General features: G+C 59.5%; 20 protein-coding genes and 2 pseudogenes. 16 read left to right on the top strand and 6 right to left on the bottom strand.

From position 1 onward, the window contains the following. Positions 1-20: 20 nt before the first annotated feature. Positions 21-737, bottom strand: a complete 717-nt coding sequence (locus tag ACZRKZ_RS25360) for an LrgB family protein (protein WP_463983077.1) — start codon at positions 735-737, stop codon at positions 21-23. After that, positions 734-1,096: a CidA/LrgA family protein gene (locus ACZRKZ_RS25355; RefSeq protein ID WP_463983076.1), complete on the bottom strand. Its 363-nt coding sequence runs from the start codon at positions 1,094-1,096 to the stop codon at positions 734-736. Before ACZRKZ_RS25355 ends, ACZRKZ_RS25360 begins: the two co-directional genes overlap by 4 nt. A gap of 177 nt (positions 1,097-1,273) precedes the next feature. Here ACZRKZ_RS25355 and ACZRKZ_RS25350 point away from each other — a divergent pair, with 177 nt between their 5' ends. The 3 genes from ACZRKZ_RS25350 to ACZRKZ_RS25340 all read left to right on the top strand — a co-directional run bounded on the left by ACZRKZ_RS25350 (position 1,274) and on the right by ACZRKZ_RS25340 (position 4,342). Beyond that, on the top strand, positions 1,274-1,729 hold the full coding sequence (locus ACZRKZ_RS25350; RefSeq protein ID WP_463983075.1) for a MaoC family dehydratase: 456 nt from the start codon (positions 1,274-1,276) through the stop codon (positions 1,727-1,729). Between the two features lie 218 nt (positions 1,730-1,947). After that, positions 1,948-3,672 (top strand): C13 family peptidase, encoded by a 1,725-nt coding sequence (locus ACZRKZ_RS25345; protein ID WP_463983074.1) that lies wholly within the window; start codon positions 1,948-1,950, stop codon positions 3,670-3,672. A gap of 28 nt (positions 3,673-3,700) precedes the next feature. Beyond that, complete coding sequence (locus tag ACZRKZ_RS25340) at positions 3,701-4,342, top strand: oxidoreductase (RefSeq protein ID WP_463967340.1); 642 nt, start codon at positions 3,701-3,703, stop codon at positions 4,340-4,342. A gap of 61 nt (positions 4,343-4,403) precedes the next feature. Here the strand turns inward: ACZRKZ_RS25340 and ACZRKZ_RS25335 are convergent, their stop codons facing one another. The 4 genes from ACZRKZ_RS25335 to ACZRKZ_RS25320 form a co-directional block, all read right to left on the bottom strand. After that, a complete protein-coding gene (locus tag ACZRKZ_RS25335; RefSeq protein ID WP_463967341.1) occupies positions 4,404-4,688 on the bottom strand; it encodes a YceK/YidQ family lipoprotein in 285 nt (94 codons plus the stop codon). Further along, entirely contained in the window at positions 4,681-5,310 is a 630-nt protein-coding gene (gene ubiX / locus ACZRKZ_RS25330; protein WP_149413579.1) for a flavin prenyltransferase UbiX, read from the bottom strand. The genes ACZRKZ_RS25335 and ubiX overlap by 8 nt, the downstream gene beginning before the upstream one ends. Next, entirely contained in the window at positions 5,307-6,656 is a 1,350-nt protein-coding gene (gene mpl, locus ACZRKZ_RS25325) for a UDP-N-acetylmuramate:L-alanyl-gamma-D-glutamyl-meso-diaminopimelate ligase (RefSeq protein WP_463967342.1), read from the bottom strand. The genes ubiX and mpl overlap by 4 nt, the downstream gene beginning before the upstream one ends. Positions 6,657-6,727: 71 nt before the next feature. Then, positions 6,728-8,638, bottom strand: a complete 1,911-nt coding sequence (locus ACZRKZ_RS25320; protein ID WP_463983073.1) for a sigma-54-dependent Fis family transcriptional regulator — start codon at positions 8,636-8,638, stop codon at positions 6,728-6,730. A gap of 306 nt (positions 8,639-8,944) precedes the next feature. Here ACZRKZ_RS25320 and exaC point away from each other — a divergent pair, with 306 nt between their 5' ends. The 13 genes and pseudogenes from exaC to ACZRKZ_RS25255 form a co-directional block, all read left to right on the top strand. Then, positions 8,945-10,465 (top strand): acetaldehyde dehydrogenase ExaC, encoded by a 1,521-nt coding sequence (exaC, locus tag ACZRKZ_RS25315; protein ID WP_463967344.1) that lies wholly within the window; start codon positions 8,945-8,947, stop codon positions 10,463-10,465. Positions 10,466-10,678: 213 nt separating this feature from the next. Continuing rightward, positions 10,679-12,121, top strand: coding sequence for an ethanolamine permease (gene eat / locus ACZRKZ_RS25310; protein WP_463967345.1), 1,443 nt, complete (start codon positions 10,679-10,681; stop codon positions 12,119-12,121). A 51-nt stretch (positions 12,122-12,172) separates the two neighbouring features. After that, positions 12,173-13,567, top strand: coding sequence for an ethanolamine ammonia-lyase subunit EutB (locus tag ACZRKZ_RS25305; RefSeq protein ID WP_463983072.1), 1,395 nt, complete (start codon positions 12,173-12,175; stop codon positions 13,565-13,567). Beyond that, positions 13,564-14,418 carry an ethanolamine ammonia-lyase subunit EutC gene (gene eutC / locus ACZRKZ_RS25300; RefSeq protein WP_463967347.1) on the top strand — a complete coding sequence of 285 codons (855 nt, stop codon included), beginning with the start codon at positions 13,564-13,566 and terminating at the stop codon, positions 14,416-14,418. Before ACZRKZ_RS25305 ends, eutC begins: the two co-directional genes overlap by 4 nt. Before the next feature lie 91 nt (positions 14,419-14,509). Continuing rightward, entirely contained in the window at positions 14,510-14,968 is a 459-nt protein-coding gene (locus ACZRKZ_RS25295; RefSeq protein ID WP_463983071.1) for a GNAT family N-acetyltransferase, read from the top strand. 246 nt (positions 14,969-15,214) lie between these two features. Continuing rightward, positions 15,215-15,871, top strand: coding sequence for a DedA family protein (locus ACZRKZ_RS25290; protein WP_463967349.1), 657 nt, complete (start codon positions 15,215-15,217; stop codon positions 15,869-15,871). Between the two features lie 6 nt (positions 15,872-15,877). Next, the gene (locus ACZRKZ_RS25285) at positions 15,878-16,690 is read left to right on the top strand and encodes a M90 family metallopeptidase (RefSeq protein ID WP_463983070.1); all 813 of its coding nucleotides are present in this window, start codon (positions 15,878-15,880) and stop codon (positions 16,688-16,690) included. Between the two features lie 111 nt (positions 16,691-16,801). Continuing rightward, on the top strand, positions 16,802-17,329 hold the full coding sequence (ppa, locus tag ACZRKZ_RS25280; RefSeq protein WP_048724712.1) for an inorganic diphosphatase: 528 nt from the start codon (positions 16,802-16,804) through the stop codon (positions 17,327-17,329). Between the two features lie 63 nt (positions 17,330-17,392). Next, positions 17,393-17,497: pseudogene (locus ACZRKZ_RS25275) on the top strand (transcriptional regulator); the annotation flags it as partial. Between the two features lie 584 nt (positions 17,498-18,081). After that, entirely contained in the window at positions 18,082-18,804 is a 723-nt protein-coding gene (locus ACZRKZ_RS25270; RefSeq protein WP_463983069.1) for a hypothetical protein, read from the top strand. A gap of 246 nt (positions 18,805-19,050) precedes the next feature. Continuing rightward, a complete protein-coding gene (locus ACZRKZ_RS25265; RefSeq protein WP_463983068.1) occupies positions 19,051-19,695 on the top strand; it encodes an NAD(P)H-dependent oxidoreductase in 645 nt (214 codons plus the stop codon). Further along, positions 19,634-20,026, top strand: coding sequence for a MerR family transcriptional regulator (locus ACZRKZ_RS25260; RefSeq protein ID WP_463983067.1), 393 nt, complete (start codon positions 19,634-19,636; stop codon positions 20,024-20,026). The genes ACZRKZ_RS25265 and ACZRKZ_RS25260 overlap by 62 nt, the downstream gene beginning before the upstream one ends. Before the next feature lie 146 nt (positions 20,027-20,172). After that, positions 20,173-21,451 (top strand): annotated as a pseudogene (locus ACZRKZ_RS25255) (type IV secretion protein Rhs); the annotation flags it as partial.

Raw genomic sequence — 21,451 nt, 5'->3', positions numbered from 1 at the left:
TAGGTTTCCTTAAACCCGACTTAAACAACCAGCGACACAGCCAACGGCAGGAACACCGCCGTGGCCACGCCCATCAAACTCATCGCCAGCGCCGCAAAGGCGCCGCACTCTTCACTTTCCTGCAAGGCCACCGAGGTGCCGACGGCGTGGGCAGTCATGCCCAACGCCATGCCGCGCGCCTCCGGGCTATGAACCCCCAGGCGCGACAAATAAGCCGGCCCGACCATCGCCCCGATCACCCCGGTGATCAGCACAAACACTGCCGCCAGCGCCGCCACACCACCGATCTGCTCGGCCACCAGCATGGCAATCGGCGAGGTCACGGACTTGGGCGCCATGGTCATCAACATCATGTGTTCGGCACCGAACCACCAGCCCAGCAGCACGCACAGGCCGGTCGCCAGTACACCACCCACCACCAGCGTAGTAAAAATCGGCCAGAACAGCTGGCGAATTCGTCGCAGGTTCAAGTAAAGCGGCACCGCCAGGGCCACCGTCGCCGGGCCCAGCAGGATGCTCATGATCTCGGTACTTTTACGATACTCGGCGTAGGTCAGGCCGCAGCCCAGCAGCACGCCGATCACCAGCAGCATCGACACCAGCACCGGCTGCAGGAAGATCCAGCGGGTTTTTTCGAAGCCTGCCAATACCAATTGATAGGCGCCCAAGGTGATGCCAATGCCAAACAACGGATGATGGATCACCGCTGCCCACGCGCCTTGCCAGTCGAAGGTCATTGCCCCTCCTCCCGCCGCGCCTGACGTTTGACCAGCCTTTGCATCAGCACGCCAACAAAGCCCATGGCAATCACCAACGACAGCACCAGCGCACCGACGATGGCCCAGAAGTCGGCGGCAATGTCCTTGGCATAAACCATCACGCCCACGGCCGGCGGCACCAGCAGCAACGGCAAGTAACGCAGCAAACTGCTGGCGGCCAGGCTCAGGGGCTCGGCCACCTCGCCGCGCCACACCAGATACACCAGCATCAGCAGCAGACCGACAATCGGCCCCGGCAACACCGGCAGGAACAAGTGATTAATTGCCGTGCCGAGCAATTGAAACAGCACCAGCCATGTCAGACCGCGTAACAGCATCCGTTCTCTCCCCCAAAAAGCGCGCTGGCCATTATAAGCACGCTGGACCTATGGACCGGAATTCACCAAAAATATGGAGGGTTGACCAAGCCGATTGCCCATGATGATCTAAGGTGGTTGTCAGGGCTTCGCCCCACACATGAACAATAAAAACCGATGAACCCAAGGAGAGTCACAATGCCCTCAGTACCCGTAGCGCAACTCAAAGATTATGTCGGCAAGGAACTGGGACGTTCCGCATGGCTGACCATCGACCAGGAGCGCATCAACCTGTTCGCGGAAGCCACTGGCGATCATCAGTTCATCCACGTCGACCCGGTGAAGGCCGCCCAGACCCCGTTCGGCAGCACTATCGCCCACGGCTTCCTATCGTTGTCGCTGATACCCCAGTTGATAGAAGACATCCTGATCATGCCCGAGGGTTTGAAGATGGCGGTCAACTACGGCCTGGACACCGTGCGCTTCATCCAGCCGGTAAAGGTCAACTCCAAGGTGCGCCTGGCCGTCACCCTCACCGATGCCACTGAGAAAAAACCCGGCCAATGGCTGCTCAAGGCCACCTGCACCCTGGAAATTGAAGGCCAGGAAAAACCCGGCTACATCGCCGAGTCTCTGTCACTCTGCTTCGTCTGAAACAGCAATATAATCAAAAGCTTACCTTTGGCGAGCGGGCTTACCCGCGCTGGGCCGCGAAGCGGCCCTAAAACCTGCAGCCTGATTTCGCCTGAAGGTGCGCAGTGTCTTTATTGGGGCGGCTACGCAGCCCAACGCGGACAAGCCCGCTCGCCACAAATTCATGTATAGATCTCACCGCTGCGGCATACTCGGCGCTCAATTATCCGGATCCCGCTATGCGCCCACTCGCTCCCCTTGCCCTTGTCCTGGCCCTTTTGCTCTCCGCGTGCGGCGATGGCGAATCACTGTTGCCGCCCGACGCAAGGCTGCCGGACGGCGGGCGTTACCGTGGCGATGTGGTCAATGGCCTGCTGCAAGGCCAGGGACGCGTGGATTACCCCAACGGCAGTTGGTACGCCGGCCAGTTCGACAAGGGTCAGTGGCACGGCCAGGGCGAATGGCACGGCAGCAACGGCGAAGTCTATAAAGGTCAGTTCCAGCAAGGCTTGTTCGACGGCCAAGGCAACCTGACTACTGCGGGCACCCGTTACGTTGGCGGCTTCAAGCAAGGCCGGCGCAATGGCGAAGGCACCCTCAAAGAGGGACAGATGACCTATCGCGGCGAGTTCAAGGACGACCAGTACTCCGGCCTCGGTCGCCTGGAGCTGGCCGACGGCAGCCAATACCAGGGCCAGTTCACCCACGGCAAACCCAACGGTGAAGGCCAGCGCAACGACGACAGCGGCAACCAGTTCAGCGGCCACTTCGTCAACGGGCAATTGGAAGGCAACGGCACCTTCAATAGCGCTGACGGCGACATGTACGTCGGCCACTTCAAACAAAACCAGCTCAACGGCAAGGGCCGCTACGAAAACGCCGACGGCGATGTGTGGATCGGTGAGTTCAAGGAAGGCGCGCTGAGCGGCAAGGGCGAATTGATTGGCGTCGACGGCAGTCACTACGTCGGTCAGTTCAGTGACTGGCGCTTTACCGGAGAGGGTCGCCTGAACCTCACCGACGGCAGCTTCTATGTGGGCGGTTTCGACAGCGACAGCTATCAGGGCAAAGGCACTCTGGTGCTCACCGATGGCACCGTGCAAACCGGGACGTGGGTCAACGGCATGCGTGTGCGCAATGCCGACGGCCACCTGCTGCCCGATGCGCTGGAAGTCGGCGTGCTGGCCCAGGGTCGCCTGCTCGACCAGGCTCTTGCCGCTGTTCCCGCCTCAACTGCAGCGGTTGAGTTGTACACCCTGGTGCTGGCGGGTGATGGCAAGCAAAGCGTGTTTCTGCGTGAAGCCGACTACGTCAGCAACCTGCTGGCCACCCGCTTCGGCGCCCAAGGTCAGATCCGCCTGGTCAACCACCGCGACCATATCGCCGACCGCCCCATGGCCACTCGGGAAAGTCTGCGCCGCGCTGTGCAGACCCTCGCCGAGCGCACGGGCCCGGAGGATCTGGTGTTCATCTATATGACCAGCCACGGCACCCATGAGAATGAACTGGTACTGGACCAACCGCGCATGGAGCTGGCCGACCTGCCGGCCGATGAGTTGGCCGCCGTGCTCGCGCCACTGAAAAAACGCGACAAGATCATCGTCATCTCCGCGTGCTACTCCGGTGGTTTCATCCCGGCGCTAAAAGACGAACGCACCCTGATCATGACGGCTTCGCGAGCCGATCGTGTGTCATTCGGCTGCTCCGAAGAGGCAGACTTCACCTACTTTGGCGACGCGCTGTTCGCTCAGGCATTCAACCAGACCGACGACTTGCAGCAAGCCTTCAAGCTGGCGCAACTGCATGTGACCGAGCGCGAGATGGCGGACAACTTCGAAGCCTCCGAACCCCAGATCTGGGCACCCAAAGGCGTGATCACCCGTTGGCAACTATTACGCAAGCAGCAGGCACGAAAAGCGCTCGAAAGCGTCTCTATGAATAGCAAGGAAGCCAAGAGCAACTAAGCTGAAACAGTATCAAGGGGGAAACATCATGTACTTGACGCCTCAGCATATCTTGCTTGCCGGAGCCTCGGGATTGACCGGGGAACATCTACTGGACCGCCTGCTCAACGAGCCCACCGTGACCCGCGTACTGGCGCCCAGCCGAAAGCCTTTGGCCGAGCATCCGCACCTGGAAAACCCGGTGGGCGACCCGGCGGTGTTCCTGCCACAACTCAGCGGGCGGGTGGACATCGCTTTCTGCTGCCTGGGCACCACCATCAAACTGGCAGGCTCCGAACAAGCCTTCCGTGCCGTCGACCTGGACATGGTCGTGGCCTTCAGCAAGCGGGCGCGGGAAATGGGCGCACGGCACCTGATCGTGATCAGCGCGATTGGCGCCGATCCGAAATCCTCGGTGTTCTACAACCGGGTCAAAGGGGAAATGGAACAGGCCTTGAAGGCCCAGGACTGGCCGCAATTGACCATCGTCCGGCCTTCGCTGCTGCTGGGGGAGCGGCTGGAAACAAGACTGGTGGAAAAACTGGCGGGGCCGCTGTCACGACTGGTTCCTGGCAAGTATCACGGCATTGAAGTCTGCGAACTGGCCCGGGCGATGTGGCGGCTGGCACTGGAAGAACAAGATGGGTTGCGGATTGTGGAGTCGGATGAGTTGCGTAAGCTCGGCAAGTAACTAACGCTCTTGAGAGCGACAATTACTGTGGCGAGCGGGCTTGCCCACTCGCCACAGGTTATTAGAGCCCGCCCGTCGCGTTAAACCCTACTCCCAGCACCGTCAACGCCGACAGCGGCAATAGCAGCGTATCGAGCAAGGCGCTGGCCGGCAGGTCTACGCCGGGGTAGCTTGGGGCTTCGGCGCCGAAACGGTCCATTGCACAACAGCCGCCCTGCATCGCATACAGGTCCAGGCGCGTGCCGGCATATACCACCGGCGCACCCGGTTTCGCCGCATCCAGGGTGCGCACAGTGGCGCAACCGGTCAGCTGTAGCGCCAGCAATACCAGCAGCGCTTTATTCATCACTGCTCAAATGATGCTCGCCCCAACGCGGCAACATGTCCTGAGGAATGTTCAGCAGGTTGAGAATCCTCGCCACCACAAAGTCCACCAGGTCATCGATGGTTTGCGGCTGATGATAAAAACCTGGGGACGCCGGCAGGATGGTCACACCCATGTTCGACAGCTTGAGCATGTGCTCCAGATGGATACTCGAATACGGCGCCTCGCGCGGCACCAGAATCAACTGGCGACGCTCCTTCAAGGTCACGTCTGCCGCCCGCTCAATCAGGTTGTTGCAAGCGCCCGTGGCAATCGCCGACAAGGTTCCGGTGGAACACGGCACCACCACCATCGCCGCCGGCGCGCCGGAACCAGAGGCCACCGGCGACATCCAGTCTTCCTTGCCATAAACCTTGATCTGCCCCGCCGCCGCCCCGGTGTATTCGGTGAGGAAGGCCTGCATCATCTGCACCTTGGGTGGCAGCGTGACATCAGTCTCGGTCGCCATCACCAACTGCGCGGCCTTGGAGATCAGAAAGTGCACCTCGCGGTCTTCGCGTACCAGGCAATCCAGCAGGCGCAGGCCATAAGGTGCGCCAGACGCGCCGGTCATCGCCAGGGTGACACGCTCCGGCCCGCTCATTGCAGTGCCTCGGCCAGTTTGCCGTGCAGACCGCCGAAGCCGCCGTTGCTCATGATCACCACATGGGTGCCGGGCTTGGCCTGGCTTTTCACGCGTTCGATGATGCCTTCCAGGGAATCGCTGACAATCGACGGCACCGTGCACAGGTTCGCGACAGCCGCCAGATCCCAGCCGAGGTTGGCCGGCGCATACCACACCACCTGGTCGGCATCGACCACGCTTTGCGGCAAGCCATCGCGATGGGCGCCGAGTTTCATGGAGTTGGAGCGTGGCTCGATGATGGCGATTATCGGTGCATCACCCACGCGCTTGCGCAAACCGTCGAGGGTGGTGGCAATCGCCGTCGGGTGGTGGGCAAAGTCGTCGTAGATGGTAATCCCATTCACTTCAGCAACCTTTTCCATGCGCCGCTTAACGCTCTTGAACGCGCTCAACGCGGCGATGCCCATGGACGGGGCCACGCCGACATGACGGGCGGCGGCCAGGGTAACCAGGGCATTGGCAACGTTGTGCTGGCCAGTCATATCCCAGTCGACCACGCCTTGGGCGACGCCTTCGAACAACACCTCGAACCTGGAACCGTCCTGGCTCAGCAACTTGACCTGCCACTGCCCGCCGGCACCGGTGGTTTGCACTGGGGTCCAGCAGCCCATCTCGATCACTCGCTGCAAGGCAGGCTCGGTGGTCGGGTGGATCACCAGGCCTTCGCTGGGGATGGTGCGCACCAGATGGTGAAACTGCCGCTCGATGGCTGGCAGATCAGGGAAGATATCAGCATGATCAAACTCCAGGTTGTTCAGGATCGCCGTGCGCGGGCGGTAGTGAACAAACTTGGAGCGTTTGTCGAAGAAGGCGCTGTCGTATTCGTCGGCTTCGATGACGAAGAATGGCGTGTCACCCAGACGCGCCGACACCGAGAAGTTCTGCGGCACACCGCCGATCAGGAAGCCCGGGCTCATGCCGGCATGCTCCAGGACCCAGGCCAGCATGCTGCTGGTGGTGGTTTTGCCATGGGTGCCGGCGACGGCCAGCACCCAACGGCCTTGCAGCACATGGTCCGACAGCCATTGCGGACCGGAGACATAGGGCAGGCCTTTGTTCAGCACGTATTCGACCGCCGGGTTGCCACGGGACATGGCGTTGCCAATCACCACCAGGTCCGGGACCGGGTCGAATTGCGCCGGGTCGTAGCCTTGGGTCAACTCAATGCCCTGGGCCTGCAGTTGCGTGCTCATGGGCGGATAAACGTTGGCATCAGAGCCGGTGACATGATGGCCCAACTCTTTGGCCAAAACCGCCATCGAGCCCATGAACGTGCCGCAAATACCGAGAATATGAATGTGCATAGTCGACCTCGTAAAACATCGAGGCAGGTTAGCGCAGGGTGGGAGAAATCGCACTCTTTAGCTGCAGGATCTCAACGGGCGATGCCATGCTTACGCAGCTTTCTGTAAAGCGTATTACGGCTGACGCCCAACTGCCCGGCGGTATGGGTCATGTGCCAGCGTTGTTGCTCCAGGGCGTTGAGCAACGCCAGGCGTTCGGCATCGTCCAGGGGTGAGTCCGTAAGCTCATCCACTGCGACCGGCTGCGCTCGAGCCTGGCGAATTATCGCCGGCAAGTCCTCAAATCCGACCCGCCCTTCGTCACACAACGCCGCCAATGTGCGCAACACTGTGCGCAGCTGCCGCACGTTGCCTGGCCAAGCGAACGCCAGCAGCGCCTGGCGTGCCGCACCATCGAGCAGCACCGGCTGATCGCCCGCCTCTTGCGCCAGCAGGAAGTCCAGCAACTGCGACTTGTCGCTACGCTCACGCAATGGCGGCAAAGAGATTTCCAGGCCGTTGAGCCGGTAGTACAGATCTTCGCGGAAGCTGCCGTCCTGCACCCGCTCCAGCAGGTTACGGTGGGTGGCGCTGATGATGCGCACGTTCACCGCTTGTGGTTCGCCACCGATAGGCACCACCAGACGATCCTCCAGCACCCTTAATAGCCGGGTTTGCAACGCCAGGGGCATGTCGCCGATTTCGTCGAGGAACAAGGTGCCGCCGTCGGCCTGTTGCAGCTTGCCGCGCATGCCTTCCTTGCGCGAGCCGGTGAAACTGCCGCCGCGATAGCCGAACAGCTCACTTTCGATCAGGCTTTCCGGGATCGCCGCACAGTTGAGGGCGACGAAGGACTTTTCTGCCCGTTGACTGGCGTGGTGCACGGCCTTGGCGAAGGCCTCCTTACCGGAGCCGGTTTCGCCGTTGATCAGCAGCGGCACGTCACGCTCGAACACTCGCAGTGCCTTGCGAAAATCGCTTTGCAGCGCCGCATCCCCCAGGCAAATACTCGGCAGGCGCGGCCGCTCCACCTGCGGCGGCGCTTGTACCACCGGGCTCGGCACACTACGGGGCTGGCCGCGTAATACCGCGAATACATTGCGCCCATCGCGGGTGCGCAGGGGCCAACTGGCGCTGGCATGGGCGCTGGCACGACCGAGTAGTTCATCCAGGGAGCAATCGAAAAACATCTCCACCGGCAGCCCCAGCAAACGCCCACGGGCTTCGCCCAGCAGGTTCAGCGCGCTCTGGTTGAGGGCGCAAATCCGCCCTTCGCCATCAAACGCCAGCAAGCCTTCGCTGAACAGGCCCACGGACTCGGCCTGCAAGTGGAAGCGCAGCAGCCAGTGACTCTCAAAATAACGCAGGAAGTAGCAGCTCTCGATCATCTTCGCCGAGAGGTTGACCAGGGCCATGGTGTGGAACTGGCTCTGGCGCGAGACCGCTTCCCGTGCCGAGGACACATCGAGCACCGCCAGCAGCTCGCCATGGGGATCGAACACAGGGCTGGCGGAGCAGGTCAGGCCAGTATGGCGGCCACGGAAGTGTTCATCGCGATGAATGGTCAGTGCCTGGCGCTCCACCAGGCAGGTGCCAATACCGTTGGTGCCTTCGCAGGCCTCGCTCCAGTCGGCGCCAAGCCACAGCCCGGCGCGCTCGAAAATCTTGCGTTCGCTGGGGGCGGTGACGCAGTTGAGGATCACCCCACGCGCATCGGTCAGCAGCACCGCGTGGCCCGCGCCGGAAAGCTGCTGGTGCAGGCTGTTCATTTCATTGCCGGCGATGCGCAACACCTGTTGCAGGCGCTCACGACTTTCCAGCAGGCGACCATGTTCCAGCACCGTGGGGGCGATGGTCAGCGCGGGGTCGAGGTGATAATCCTCCAGGCAACGCAGCCAGGAGCGGGCAATAGACGGATCGCTGCCCGGACCGTGCTGTGGGTCTTGGCCACGGGTTACGGTCAGCACTTGCTGGGCATGGCGACTGAAATCATCGTTGTGCATGTTCTTATTATTCTCCTGCTGCGTGAGACACACCGCGGACCGGGACGCCCAGCATCCTCCAAGCTCTTGCTCATTGCAATCGCGGTTCGACCCGCGGGTCACAGGGCGTATCGCTTATGGCACAAACTGTCACGAAGGTTGTATCACTCCTGTCACAACGAACGCCTGTAAAAAATCGAAAACCCTTGATTTACCTAGCCTGCAAGGCACTGGCCCGACCTTTGCTCTACGCTTATACAAGCGCAGCTGCCTATGCATGCAATGTGCTGCCCTCCAAATAAACATAAAAGCCAGGAGATACCCACCATGCGTTACGCACACCCCGGTACTGAAGGCGCTATCGTTTCGTTCAAGGCCAAGTACGGCAACTTTATCGGTGGCGAGTTTGTTGCGCCGGTCAAAGGCAACTACTTCACCAATACCTCGCCAGTAAACGGCAAGCCCATCGCCGAATTCCCGCGCTCTACTGCCGAAGACATCGACAAGGCCCTGGACGCCGCCCACGCCGCCGCTGACGCCTGGGGCAAGACCTCGGCCCAGGACCGCTCGCTGGTGCTGCTGAAAATCGCCGACCGCATTGAACAGAATCTGGAACTGCTGGCCATCACCGAAACCTGGGACAACGGCAAAGCAGTTCGCGAAACCCTCAACGCCGACATCCCCCTGGCCGCTGACCACTTCCGTTACTTCGCCGGTTGCATCCGCGCCCAGGAAGGCAGCAGCGCCGAAATCAACGAACACACCGCCGCCTATCACTTCTACGAACCGCTGGGCGTGGTCGGGCAGATCATCCCGTGGAACTTCCCGCTGCTGATGGCTGCCTGGAAACTCGCGCCGGCCCTGGCCGCCGGTAACTGCGTGGTGCTCAAGCCCGCCGAGCAAACCCCGCTGGGCATCAACGTGCTGATGGAACTGATCGGCGACCTGCTGCCGCCAGGCGTGCTGAACGTGGTGCATGGCTTCGGCAAAGAAGCCGGCGAAGCCCTGGCCACCAGCAAGCGCATCGCCAAGATCGCCTTTACCGGCTCAACGCCAGTGGGCTCGCACATCATGCATGCGGCCGCCGAGAACATCATTCCCTCCACCGTTGAGCTGGGCGGCAAATCGCCGAACATCTTCTTCGCCGACATCATGAAAGCCGAACCGCAGTTCATCGAGAAGGCCGCCGAAGGCCTGGTGCTGGCGTTCTTCAACCAGGGCGAAGTCTGCACCTGCCCATCCCGTGCATTAGTGGAAGAGTCGATCTACGACGATTTCATGAAAGTGGTGATGAAAAAGGTCGAGCAGATCAAGCGCGGCGACCCGCTGGACACCGATACCATGGTCGGCGCCCAGGCTTCCGAGCAACAATTCGACAAGATTCTTTCCTACCTGGAAATCGCCAAGGCCGAAGGCGCCGAGCTACTGACCGGCGGCAAGGTTGAGAAGTTGACCGGCGATTTGGCCACTGGCTATTACATCCAGCCAACCCTGCTCAAGGGCAACAACAAGATGCGGGTGTTCCAGGAAGAAATCTTTGGCCCGGTGGTGAGCATCACCACCTTCAAGGATGAAGCCGAAGCACTGGCGATTGCCAACGACACCGAGTATGGCCTGGGCGCTGGTTTGTGGACCCGCGATATCAACCGCGCTTACCGCATGGGTCGGGCGATCAAGGCTGGTCGTGTCTGGACCAACTGCTATCACCTGTACCCGGCGCATGCTGCGTTTGGCGGTTACAAGAAGTCCGGTGTGGGCCGTGAAACTCACAAGATGATGTTGGATCACTATCAGCAGACCAAAAACCTGTTGGTGAGCTACGACATTAATCCGTTGGGCTTCTTCTAAGCACTTCTGTGCGGGCAACCCACTCCCATATTTGAAATGCCATCAAGTATGGGAGCCGGGCTTGCCCGCGATGGCGGCGTGTCATTTAACAAATGATGTTTGCTGAACTGCCGCTATCGCAGGCAAGCCCACATTTGATCTTCGCAAGTAGCTGCTACCCCATCCGGCTCAAGAAAGCCGGGACAAAACAATAAGAATAGAAGGTGCTTCATCATGCCTAGCGAACCTAGCGGCACATCCGGCTCCTCCGTCGACTTCGAAAAGGTCGGCTCCGAATACTTCCAGCAACGTGAACTGAAAAAAGGCGCCGCCGGCTGGGTGCTTTTGGTCGGCCTCGGCGTTGCCTACGTGATCTCCGGCGACTACGCCGGCTGGAACTTCGGCCTGGCCCAAGGCGGCTGGGGCGGGATGTTCCTCGCCACATTACTGATGGCCACCATGTACTTGTGCATGTGTTTTTCCCTGGCCGAACTGTCCTCCATGATTCCGACCGCCGGCGGCGGCTACGGCTTTGCCCGCAGCGCATTTGGCCCCTGGGGCGGATTCCTCACCGGCACGGCGATCCTGATCGAGTACGCCATCGCTCCGGCCGCCATCGCAGTGTTTATCGGCGCCTATTGTGAGTCGCTGTTCGGCATTGGCGGCTGGATGATTTATCTGGCGTTCTACATCATCTTTATCGGCATCCACATCTTTGGTGTTGGTGAAGCGCTGAAGTTGATGTTCGTCATCACTGCCGTCGCCGCCATTGCGTTGGGCGTGTTCCTGGTGGCGATGGTGCCGCACTTCGATGTTGCCAACCTGCTGGACATTCCGGTAACTGAAGCCAAAGGCGCCAGCAGCTTCCTGCCGTTTGGTTATGTCGGCGTGTGGGCAGCGATTCCTTACGCGATCTGGTTCTTCCTCGCCGTCGAAGGCGTACCACTGGCCGCCGAAGAAACCAAAAACCCAAAACGCGACCTGCCCCGTGGGCTGATTGGCTCCATTGTGGTGCTCACCAGCTTCGCCCTGCTGATCCTGGTGATTGCACCGGGCGGTGCTGGCACCCTGGCGCTGGTCAAATCCGGCAACCCGCTGGTCGAATCCCTGGCCCTGGCCTACGGCGGCTCGACCTGGATGGGCAGTTTCGTCAACCTGGTGGGTCTGGCCGGGTTGATCGCCAGCTTCTTCTCGATCATCTACGCCTACTCGCGGCAGATCTTCGCCCTGTCCCGCGCCGGCTACCTGCCGCGCAAACTGTCCCAGACCAACAAAAGCAAGGCGCCAGTCCTGGCGCTGATCATCCCCGGCATCATCGGTTTTGGACTGTCACTGACCGGCCAGGGTGACTTGCTGATCCTGGTGGCGGTGTTCGGCGCGACCATTTCCTACGTGCTGATGATGGCCGCGCACATCACCCTGCGTATCCGCCGCCCCAAAATGGACCGTCCGTACCGCACACCGGGCGGCATCTTCACCTCAGGCCTTGCCCTGGTACTCGCCTGCATCGCTGTCGTGGCGGGTTTTCTGGTAGATCCGCGGGTGGTGATTGGCGCTGCGATCATCTATGGAGTATTAATTGCTTACTTTGCTTTCTACAGTCGGCATCACTTGGTAGCAGGCACGCCGGAAGAAGAGTTTGCGGCCATTCAAGCCGCAGAAGCTGCCTTGCACTAACGCCGTAAACCACGGCGCGGGCCAACACCCGCGTCGTCATGGAGAGTCTGTATGGCAAGCTTTTCCCATTCGGTCGGCGCACTGACCTACCGCTTCGACAGCCTCAAAGACGTGATGGCCAAGGCCAGCCCGGCGCGCTCCGGGGATTTCCTCGCCGGTGTTGCGGCGCAGAACGACGGCGAACGGGTCGCGGCGCAAATGGCCTTGGCCAATATTCCCCTGAAGCACTTCCTTGAAGAAGTGTTGATCCCTTATGAAAGCGACGAAGTCACCCGACTGATCATCGACACCCACAACAAACAGGCGTTTGCCGTGGTCAGCCACCTGACCGTCGGCGGCCTGCGGGACTGGCTGCTCAGCGACGCGGCCAACGAACACAGCCTACGAGCCTTGGCGCCGGGGCTGACACCGGAAATGGCCGCCGCCGTGTCGAAGATCATGCGCGTGCAGGATCTGGTGTTGGTGGCGCAGAAGATCCGTGTCATTACCCAATTTCGCGGCACCATGGGCCTGCGTGGGCGCCTGTCCACGCGCCTGCAACCCAACCACCCTACCGATGAACCGGCGGGCATCGCCGCGAGCATTCTCGATGGACTGCTCTATGGCAACGGCGACGCGATGATCGGCATCAACCCGGCCACCGACAGCATCGCCTCGATCTGCGCCATGCTGGAAATGCTCGACGCGATCATCCAGCGCTATGAAATTCCCACCCAAGCCTGTGTGTTAACCCACGTCACCACATCCATCGAGGCTATCAACCGGGGCGTGCCGCTGGACCTGGTGTTCCAATCGATTGCCGGCACCGAAGCGGCCAACGCCAGTTTCGGCATCAATCTAAATGTGCTGCAGGAAGGTTACGACGCGGGCTTGAGCCTGAATCGCGGCACTCTGGGGCAGAACCTGATGTACTTCGAGACCGGCCAGGGCAGCGCCCTGTCGGCCAATGCGCATTTTGGTATTGACCAGCAAACCTGCGAAACCCGCGCCTATGCTGTGGCGCGGCACTTCAAGCCGTTCCTGGTGAACACCGTGGTCGGTTTTATCGGCCCGGAGTACCTGTACAACGGCAAGCAGATCATCCGCGCAGGCCTGGAAGATCACTTCTGCGGCAAGCTGCTGGGCGTGCCGATGGGTTGCGATATCTGCTACACCAACCACGCCGAAGCCGACCAGGACGATATGGACACCCTGCTGACCCTGCTGGGCGTGGCCGGAATTAACTTCATCATGGGCATCCCCGGCTCCGACGACATCATGCTCAACTACCAGACCACCTCGTTCCACGATGCGCTGTACGCCCGACAAACATTGGGTTTAAAACCAGCGCCGGAGTTTGAACAGTGGCTGGCGAAAATGGGTATCTTCACGCAAGCCGATGGCAAAGTGCGTTTTGGCAACAGCCTGCCGCCAGCCTTCCGCCAAGCCTTGGCGCAATTGGGATGAAGGAGCCTCCAGTGCATATCGATACCCCTGAGATCAGCACCGAGCCTGTGGATAATCCCTGGCTGGAACTGCGCCGCCTGACCCCGGCGCGGATTGCCCTGGGCCGTACCGGCACCAGCATTCCCACGGGCGCACAACTGGACTTTCAGTTCGCCCACGCCCAGGCCCGGGACGCGGTGCACCTACCGTTCGATCACGCAGGCTTGAGCAGTCAAATGGCCGAACGCGGCCGCGACAGCCTATTGCTGCACAGCGCTGCTATCGACCGCCACAGCTACCTGCAACGCCCGGATCAGGGACGGCGCCTAAGTGATGAGTCGGCGCAGATCCTGCGGGACTACGCCGAGGCCAACCCAGGCGGCGTCGACTTGGCAGTGGTGGTGGCCGATGGCCTGTCGGCGCTGGCGGTGCATAAACATACGTTGCCGTTTCTGACACGAATGGAAGAGCAGACTCACGCAGAAGGCTGGTCGCTGTCGCCGGTGATTCTGGTGGAACAGGGCCGTGTGGCGGTGGCCGACGAAATAGGCCAATTGCTGGGCGCAAAAATGGTGGTGATCCTGATCGGCGAACGGCCGGGGCTCAGTTCACCGGACAGCCTCGGGCTGTATTTCACCTACAACCCCAAGGTCGGCCTGACCGATGCCTACCGAAACTGTATTTCCAATGTTCGCCTGGAGGGCTTGAGCTACGGCATGGCGGCTCACCGCCTGCTGTACTTGATGCGCGAAGCCTGTCGCCGGCAACTGTCGGGGGTCAACCTCAAGGATGAAGCCCAGGTTCAGACACTGGAATCAGACGATCCTGCGATGATGAAGCGCAACTTTCTGCTCAGCCCGCCGGAGGATTGATTCTGCACGATTGCGATTTTTTCCGACTTTAGGCAGCATCAAACCACGGCCGCTCGCGTCGTCGTCCCCTATTTGGAAGTTGAGGCCTAGCATGCGGATTACTCAAGCGACCCTGGAACACCTGGACCTGCTGACCCCGTTATTCGTCAAATACCGCGAATTTTATGGCGCGCTGCCCTTTCCTGATTCATCCCGGGCCTTCCTGGAGAAGCGTCTGCGGCGCAAGGAATCGGTGATCTACCTGGCCCTGGCGGATGACGACGACGACAAACTGCTTGGCTTTTGCCAGCTGTATCCGAGCTTTTCGTCGCTGTCCCTCAAGCGCGTGTGGATTCTCAACGATATCTACGTTGCCGAAGATGCCCGGCGCCAGTTGGTGGCCGATAACCTGATGCGAACGGCGAAGAAAATGGCCAAGGAAACTCACGCCGTACGCTTGCGGGTGTCCACCAGCAGCGACAATAAAGTGGCTCAAAAGACCTATGAGTCGATCGGGTTTCGTGAAGATACGGAGTTCAAGAACTACGTGTTGCCGATCAGCGACGAATAGCCCCGCTAAAGGCAGCACAAACCTATGGCAAGGGAGCTTTTCTCCCGCTGGGCTGCGCAGCAGCCCCATAACCTGCCCAGCTACCCTCTGCGACATCCCCCGCTACAAAACCAACACGCTTTTCACCACTCAGTCCGTATAATGCCGACGTTTCGGGTCGTAAGAAAATCGCCACAACCTTGTAGCCTTATTACCCGAAGCCTTCGCACGCCCCGCTGAGTCGGGTCATTCACACAGGTGCCATCCATGGATTTCAACCCGCTCGACCTTATCCTGCATCTCGACGTGTATCTCGACCTGCTGGTAACCAACTACGGGCCGTGGATCTACGCCATCCTGTTTCTAGTGATCTTTTGCGAAACCGGGCTGGTGGTCATGCCGTTCCTGCCGGGTGACTCGCTGCTGTTCATCGCCGGCGCCGTAGCCGCGGGCGGCGGCATGGACCCGGTCCTGCTGGGCGGCCTGTTGATGCTGGCGGCAATCCTCGGCGACAGCACCAACTACGTGATCGGACGAACGGCTGGGGAGCGTTTGTTCAGCAACCCCAACTCGAAAATCTTCCGCCGCGACTACCTGCAGAAAACCCACGACTTCTACGACAAGCACGGTGGCAAAACCGTGACCCTGGCGCGCTTCCTGCCGATTCTGCGGACCTTCGCGCCGTTCGTCGCTGGCATCGCCAAGATGCCGTACCCACGCTTCTTCGGTTTCAGTGTTTTCGGCACCATCCTGTGGGTTGGCGGCCTCGTCACCCTGGGCTACTACTTCGGTAACGTACCGTTCATCAAGAAAAACCTGTCGCTGCTGGTGGTGTTTATCATCCTTCTGTCCCTGGTGCCGATGATCATTGGCGTGTTCCGTAGCCGCTTTGGCCGCACCTCGTCCGAAGCCAAACCGCACTGACCGGCGATGTGGTCCCTCAGTGCCTGGCGTCGCCGGCGCATCCTGGCCAAGTATCCCGTTGCCGATGACACCTGGCAGCGGGTGCGCCATCACCTGACCTTTCTCGACGGCATCAGCGCCGAACAAGACCAGTGGCTGCGTGAAGCCTGCGTGATGTTTCTCGCGCAAAAACACCTCACCGCCCTGCCCGGCGTGGAACTGCACCAGGAACAACGCCTGCTGCTCGCCGCTCAGGCGCAGCTGCCGTTGATGCACCTGGGTGATTTGGAGTGGTATCAGGGTTTCCACGAAATCGTCCTGTACCCCGACGACTTTGTCAGCCCGCAACGCCATCGCGACGCCAGCGGTGTCGAGCACGAGTGGGATGGCGAACACAGCGGCGAAGCCTGGCAGCAAGGCCCGGTGATTCTCGCCTGGCCCGGCGTGCTGGCCAGCGGCAACTGGGAAGGCTACAACCTAGTGATCCACGAACTGGCCCACAAACTCGACATGCTCAATGGCGACGCCAACGGCCTGCCGCCGCTGCACAGCGACATGCGCGTGCAGGAATGGGCGAATGTGATGCAAAGCGCCTTCGACGACCTCAACCGCCAGCTCGACCACAACCCCGATGCCGAAACCGCCATCGACCCCTACGCCGCCGAAAACCCGGCAGAGTTTTTTGCTGTCACCAGCGAGTATTTTTTCAGCGCCCCGGATTTGCTGATCAGCAGTTACCCACAGGTCTACGAGCAACTGAGCCACTTTTACCGCCAAGATCCACTGACGCGCCTTACACAACTACAAGCCAGCGACCCGCGCTATCAGACTGAAGACTAAGTACCGTACGACGTCTGGCGCGTGGCATCGGCGTCGGAATATGCCTATAATCGCCGCCACTTTTAGGCCAATCCGGCCAAGTTTCTTGGCCAACTACGGGGGCAACGCCCAATGAGCTACAGCAAGATTCCGGCTGGCAAAGACCTGCCGAACGACATCTACGTCGCCATCGAGATTCCGGCCAACCACGCGCCGATCAAATACGAAATCGACAAAGACAGCGACTGCCTGTTCGTTGACCGTTTCATGGCCACCCCGATGTTCTACCCGGCCAACTACGGCTTCATCCCCAACACCCTGGCTGACGACGGTGACCCCCTCGACGTGCTGGTCGTGACCCCTTACCCGGTCACCCCAGGCTCGGTCATCCGCGCTCGCCCGGTCGGCATCCTGCACATGACCGACGACGGCGGCGGCGATGCCAAAGTCATCGCAGTGCCACACGACAAACTGTCCCAGCTGTATGTCGACGTGAAGGAATACACCGACCTGCCGCCATTGCTGCTGGAACAGATCAAGCACTTCTTCGAGAACTACAAAGACCTCGAAAAAGGCAAATGGGTGAAGATCGAAGGTTGGGGCAACGCAGACGCCGCCCGTGCCGAGATCATGAAGTCGGTAGCCGCCTACAAAGGCTGATACCCGCGACTCATTGCCCAGGCAATCCAAAAAGCCCCGATTAATCGGGGCTTTTTTATGAGAGTGTTTTGGTGGTACACCCTCAATAATCGAAGGCCACCGGTGCCGCTGGATGAACATTTACTGAGCTACAAAGGCTCTAAAACGGACGCGAAGCTGGGAAGTTGAGGGGGATATGGGTATCATGCGCGGCACATTTGGTAGGGGGTTGGCTTAACGCTCGCCGCCCTGCCTGGCGATGCGGAGGAGTTCCCGCTGATGCCCCTATCAGCCAGGTGAAAGCCTGGCTGAACGATTTAAAGGCTGGTGAGGTTTACCAAAAATAAGCTGAACCCGTCCCCGAGAAGCCGGCCACAAGCCGGCTTTTTAATGCCCTATCCTTTTGTAAAGTAAGACTTTTTCAGTCAAGCATCGAGCCTGCCCATACTTCAGTCCATCCCCCGACACCTTGGTGTGGGCTGGTTGATATCTCTAAGTGGGCGCTGATTGAGAACTGGCCCACCGGGGTCAGTTTTCGGTCGGCGGCAACACACGCTGCTCTGCATGTATTTTTTACACATCCTAACCATGCAGTGCCGGGTCTTCCGGTGCTATGCAGGCAACAATGGCACTACAGCATCATTGTCCATTCAATGAATCCAGCTCGATGCCGATAAACCTTCCCAAGCACTGCGCGGCTGCGTCAGAACAACTCTCTATTAGCCCGTGGATTCACCGGCACGGCTCGCCAATACCAAACAGGAAGTTTTTGTATGACCGACGAAACGAAGCCAGAAAACGAGTCACGCCTGCTCAAGGCTGTAGAGTCGATCGCCATCAGCCCAAAGGATGCCCAGGCATTAGTCTCGCAGTACAGAATTCAAGTGAAGGCATCTAAACCTAATGCTTCAGAGCATGAAGTTCAGGCACTGGTCGCGAAGAAAATCATCAGTCGCTACTCAAAAATGTCAGCCACCAGCGGTGGAGTTACGGCTTTGGCCGGCGTCATACCGGGCCTGGGTACTGCCGTCGCGATGGTAGGCGGCGGACTAACCGACGCTACAATCGGTATGAAATTTCAAGTCGATATGTGCATGTGCCTGGCTGATGCCTTTGGCTGGGATCTCACAAGTGAGGATGCGCGGCAACTGGCATTTATGATTGCAGCAGGAGGATCGCTGGAGAAGTTTGGCGTGGAAGTTGGTACCGCATTCGCCTCTAAGGCTGGCGTAAACATGGTACGCCAGTATCTGAAGGGAGCAGCATTGCAGGCAATCAAGGAAATGTTCAAACGCATAGGCATCACCTTCACTCGAAAAGCATTGGAAAAGGCAATTCCATTCGGCATTGGCGTAGTGATTGGCTCCACAGCCAACTATGCACTAACGAAATACGTCGGAAATACTGCTTTGGGCTGGTTCACAACTGATCGTGATATGGGTAACGAGCCAATCGTCGTGAAGGATGAGCTGATGGTGGATGCTGAGCCGACATGACCCTACCTGGCCTTGTCGCAGCATGGCCAGTCTTTGAGTATGAGAGGAGTTACCCTCATCGAATCCCGGTGCCTGGAAAGCCTTTAAATGAACAGAAGTGGATATATCTGCTCGCATTCATGAGCATCAGGACACCCTCTGCCGCCCAGAGACACAATGGTCGACGCTTCTGGGCCGGCGCTTCTGCTTGACTCTCCCCCTAAGGTCACACCTCACCCTGAGGCTTATTTTTCAGGATCTACCTCCATGAGCCAACGAATCCTGGTCATACTCGGCCACCCCTCCCGCACCAGCTTCTGCTCTGCCCTCACCAATACCTACATCGCATCCGCCAAATCCGCCGGCCATGACGTACGCCTCCTGCACCTGGCCGAGCTGGCCTTCGACCCCATCCTGCACAACGGCTACACCCAGATCCAAACCCTCGAACCTGATTTGCTGAAGGCTCAATCCGACATTCTCTGGGCCGAGCATCTGACGTTTGTTTTCCCCATCTGGTGGGGTGGCATCCCGGCGTTGATGAAGGGTTTTATCGACCGGGTTTTCCTGCCGGGGTTTGCCTTTAAATATCGCGAGGGCAAGGCGTTCCCGGACAAGCTGCTGAAGGGGCGAACCGCACACTTACTGGTGACCCTGGATACGCCGCCGTGGTATTACAGGTGGTTCTACCGCATGCCTGGGCTGCATCAGATGCGCAGGACGACCCTTGAGTTTTGCGGCATCAAGCCGATCAAGTCGTTGATGTTCGGGCCGGTGCTGGGTTCAACGGTGCAGCAGCGGGACAGGTGGTTAAAGCAGGCCGGTGCCCTCTTCGGAAAAAGGATGTTTCATGTACATCGGCAAAGCCGCGCAACTGTCGGGCACAACGATCAAAGCAATTCGTCACTATGAGGACATTGGCCTGTTACCGCCGCCGCAGCGGGAAGGTCGTTATCGGATCTATTCCCCGCAGAACCTCGAGCTGCTGACGTTTATCAAGTGTGCTCAGCAGTTGGGATTCAAGCTCAAGGAGCTGCAGGCGATTCTCGGCGGGCATCACGGTGGCGGGTTGCCCTGGGAACTGGCGGACAAGGCGATCGCCAACAAGAAGCAGGAACTGGTAAACCAAATTGAGGCGTTGCAGAAGATGCATGGCGGACTGGTCGAGTTTGAGGTCAGCCTCAAGAATGCTCAGGGTCAATGCAGCGCACAGGTGAAAACGCCATTTCCTTCAATGAGCTGACTCTCTGTTTTATGTAGTGCTGAGCAGCAGTTCAGCACGGAAAAAATCTCTCTTCTTGTAATCCAAATCTGATTTTTTGGACCACTCGTCCAGCCCTCTTTTGCTGTTGCAGACTCCGACGCCTTGCCCCTGCTGAGACGTCACGGATGACTGCTTCTTCGTCCCACATTGCCCATATCGAACACGAACTAGATGGCTTTCATCAGAGCCTGGCCGTGTATCGCCAGCAAGTGGGCGCCTGGTACTCGCAGGCGCTGGACAAGGTAAGCCATACCGCAGATTTGCCGTCGTTGCTGGGCATGGATCGGGTCATTCGGGTTGGAGATTCGAGCAAGTCGGTGAGCATGACAGATGACAATTTCTCGACAGTGACAAGCTGCCAAGTGGGCGGTGTGCTGCAGATCGAGAGCAAGTTCGAGTCGGTGTATGACGTGCCACTGGGGAACATTCCGGTTGAGGTGATTGGGCTGGATGACGGCAGTTCTAGGGTCGTCATGCTCGATGAACAGGGCAAAGGTTCTCACCACTGCGCGGCGGGCGAGCGCTATCAGGTTCGGGTGCAGGGCGGGGTTTCAGCGGAGCAGGTGGAAGCGCTGTTTTCATCCTATGACGGGCTGACGGCGGATCTAGAAACCTGGCTTCGCCAGCAGTGGGATGGCTTTAAACCACATTGGGAGCAGTCGACGTCGAGTGCGATTGGCATTGGGCTATTGGCCGGAGGTTGGTCAGCGATTACCGGGGTATGGGACAGCATTTCGCTGATTCAGGACATTCTTAAAGACCCGGAAAAACACATCGAGCGATTGGGCGCGCAGGCCAGCGAATTGGCTGAGTTAGCCCGCACCGCGCCTCAGGTGATGGAACAGGCCATGCTGTTGGCCAGTGACGAGGCGGCGCTGTACCTGATGTTGCGTACGGCGATGATTTGGCTGTCGGCGCTGCCACCTGGCCTGGTGGCGGGAAAAGCTGCCGAGACTATCGCAGGGTTTGTGGTGTCGCTACTGATTGACCTGTTGATTGCGGTGGTGCTGACCCTTGCACTGGCAGGCGCAGGCATCGCCTATCTGGCGCTGCGGGTGGCCAGGTACGGCGCACAGATTGTTGAAGCGGCTATCGGTTTTGTGAAAGGTATTTTCACCCTCGTCAAAAGCTTTATGACGGCGGTGGATCGCTATAAGGCCGTGGCGGTTCGTGGAGCGGTGGGTGGCCTGAAAAAAGGCAGGATGCAAATGCGCTGGGGGGCGCGGCAGAACACGGTGTTGCGGCAGGAAGCGCATGTTGACGATGTGCCCTCTTCTGCGAGAAACCCTAACGGCGATGCAGCGGCCAGTGCCGATAAAACCGCCACCAACGGTTGCCCGGTGTCGATGGTTACCGGTGAGGAACTGCTGACCCTCACCGATGGCGAGCTGGACGGGCTTCTGC

It is taken from the genome of Pseudomonas sp. c313 (assembly GCF_055407145.1).
The sequence above is the reverse complement of the archived record's forward strand: the minus strand, read 5'-3'. Positions and strand labels throughout refer to the sequence as shown.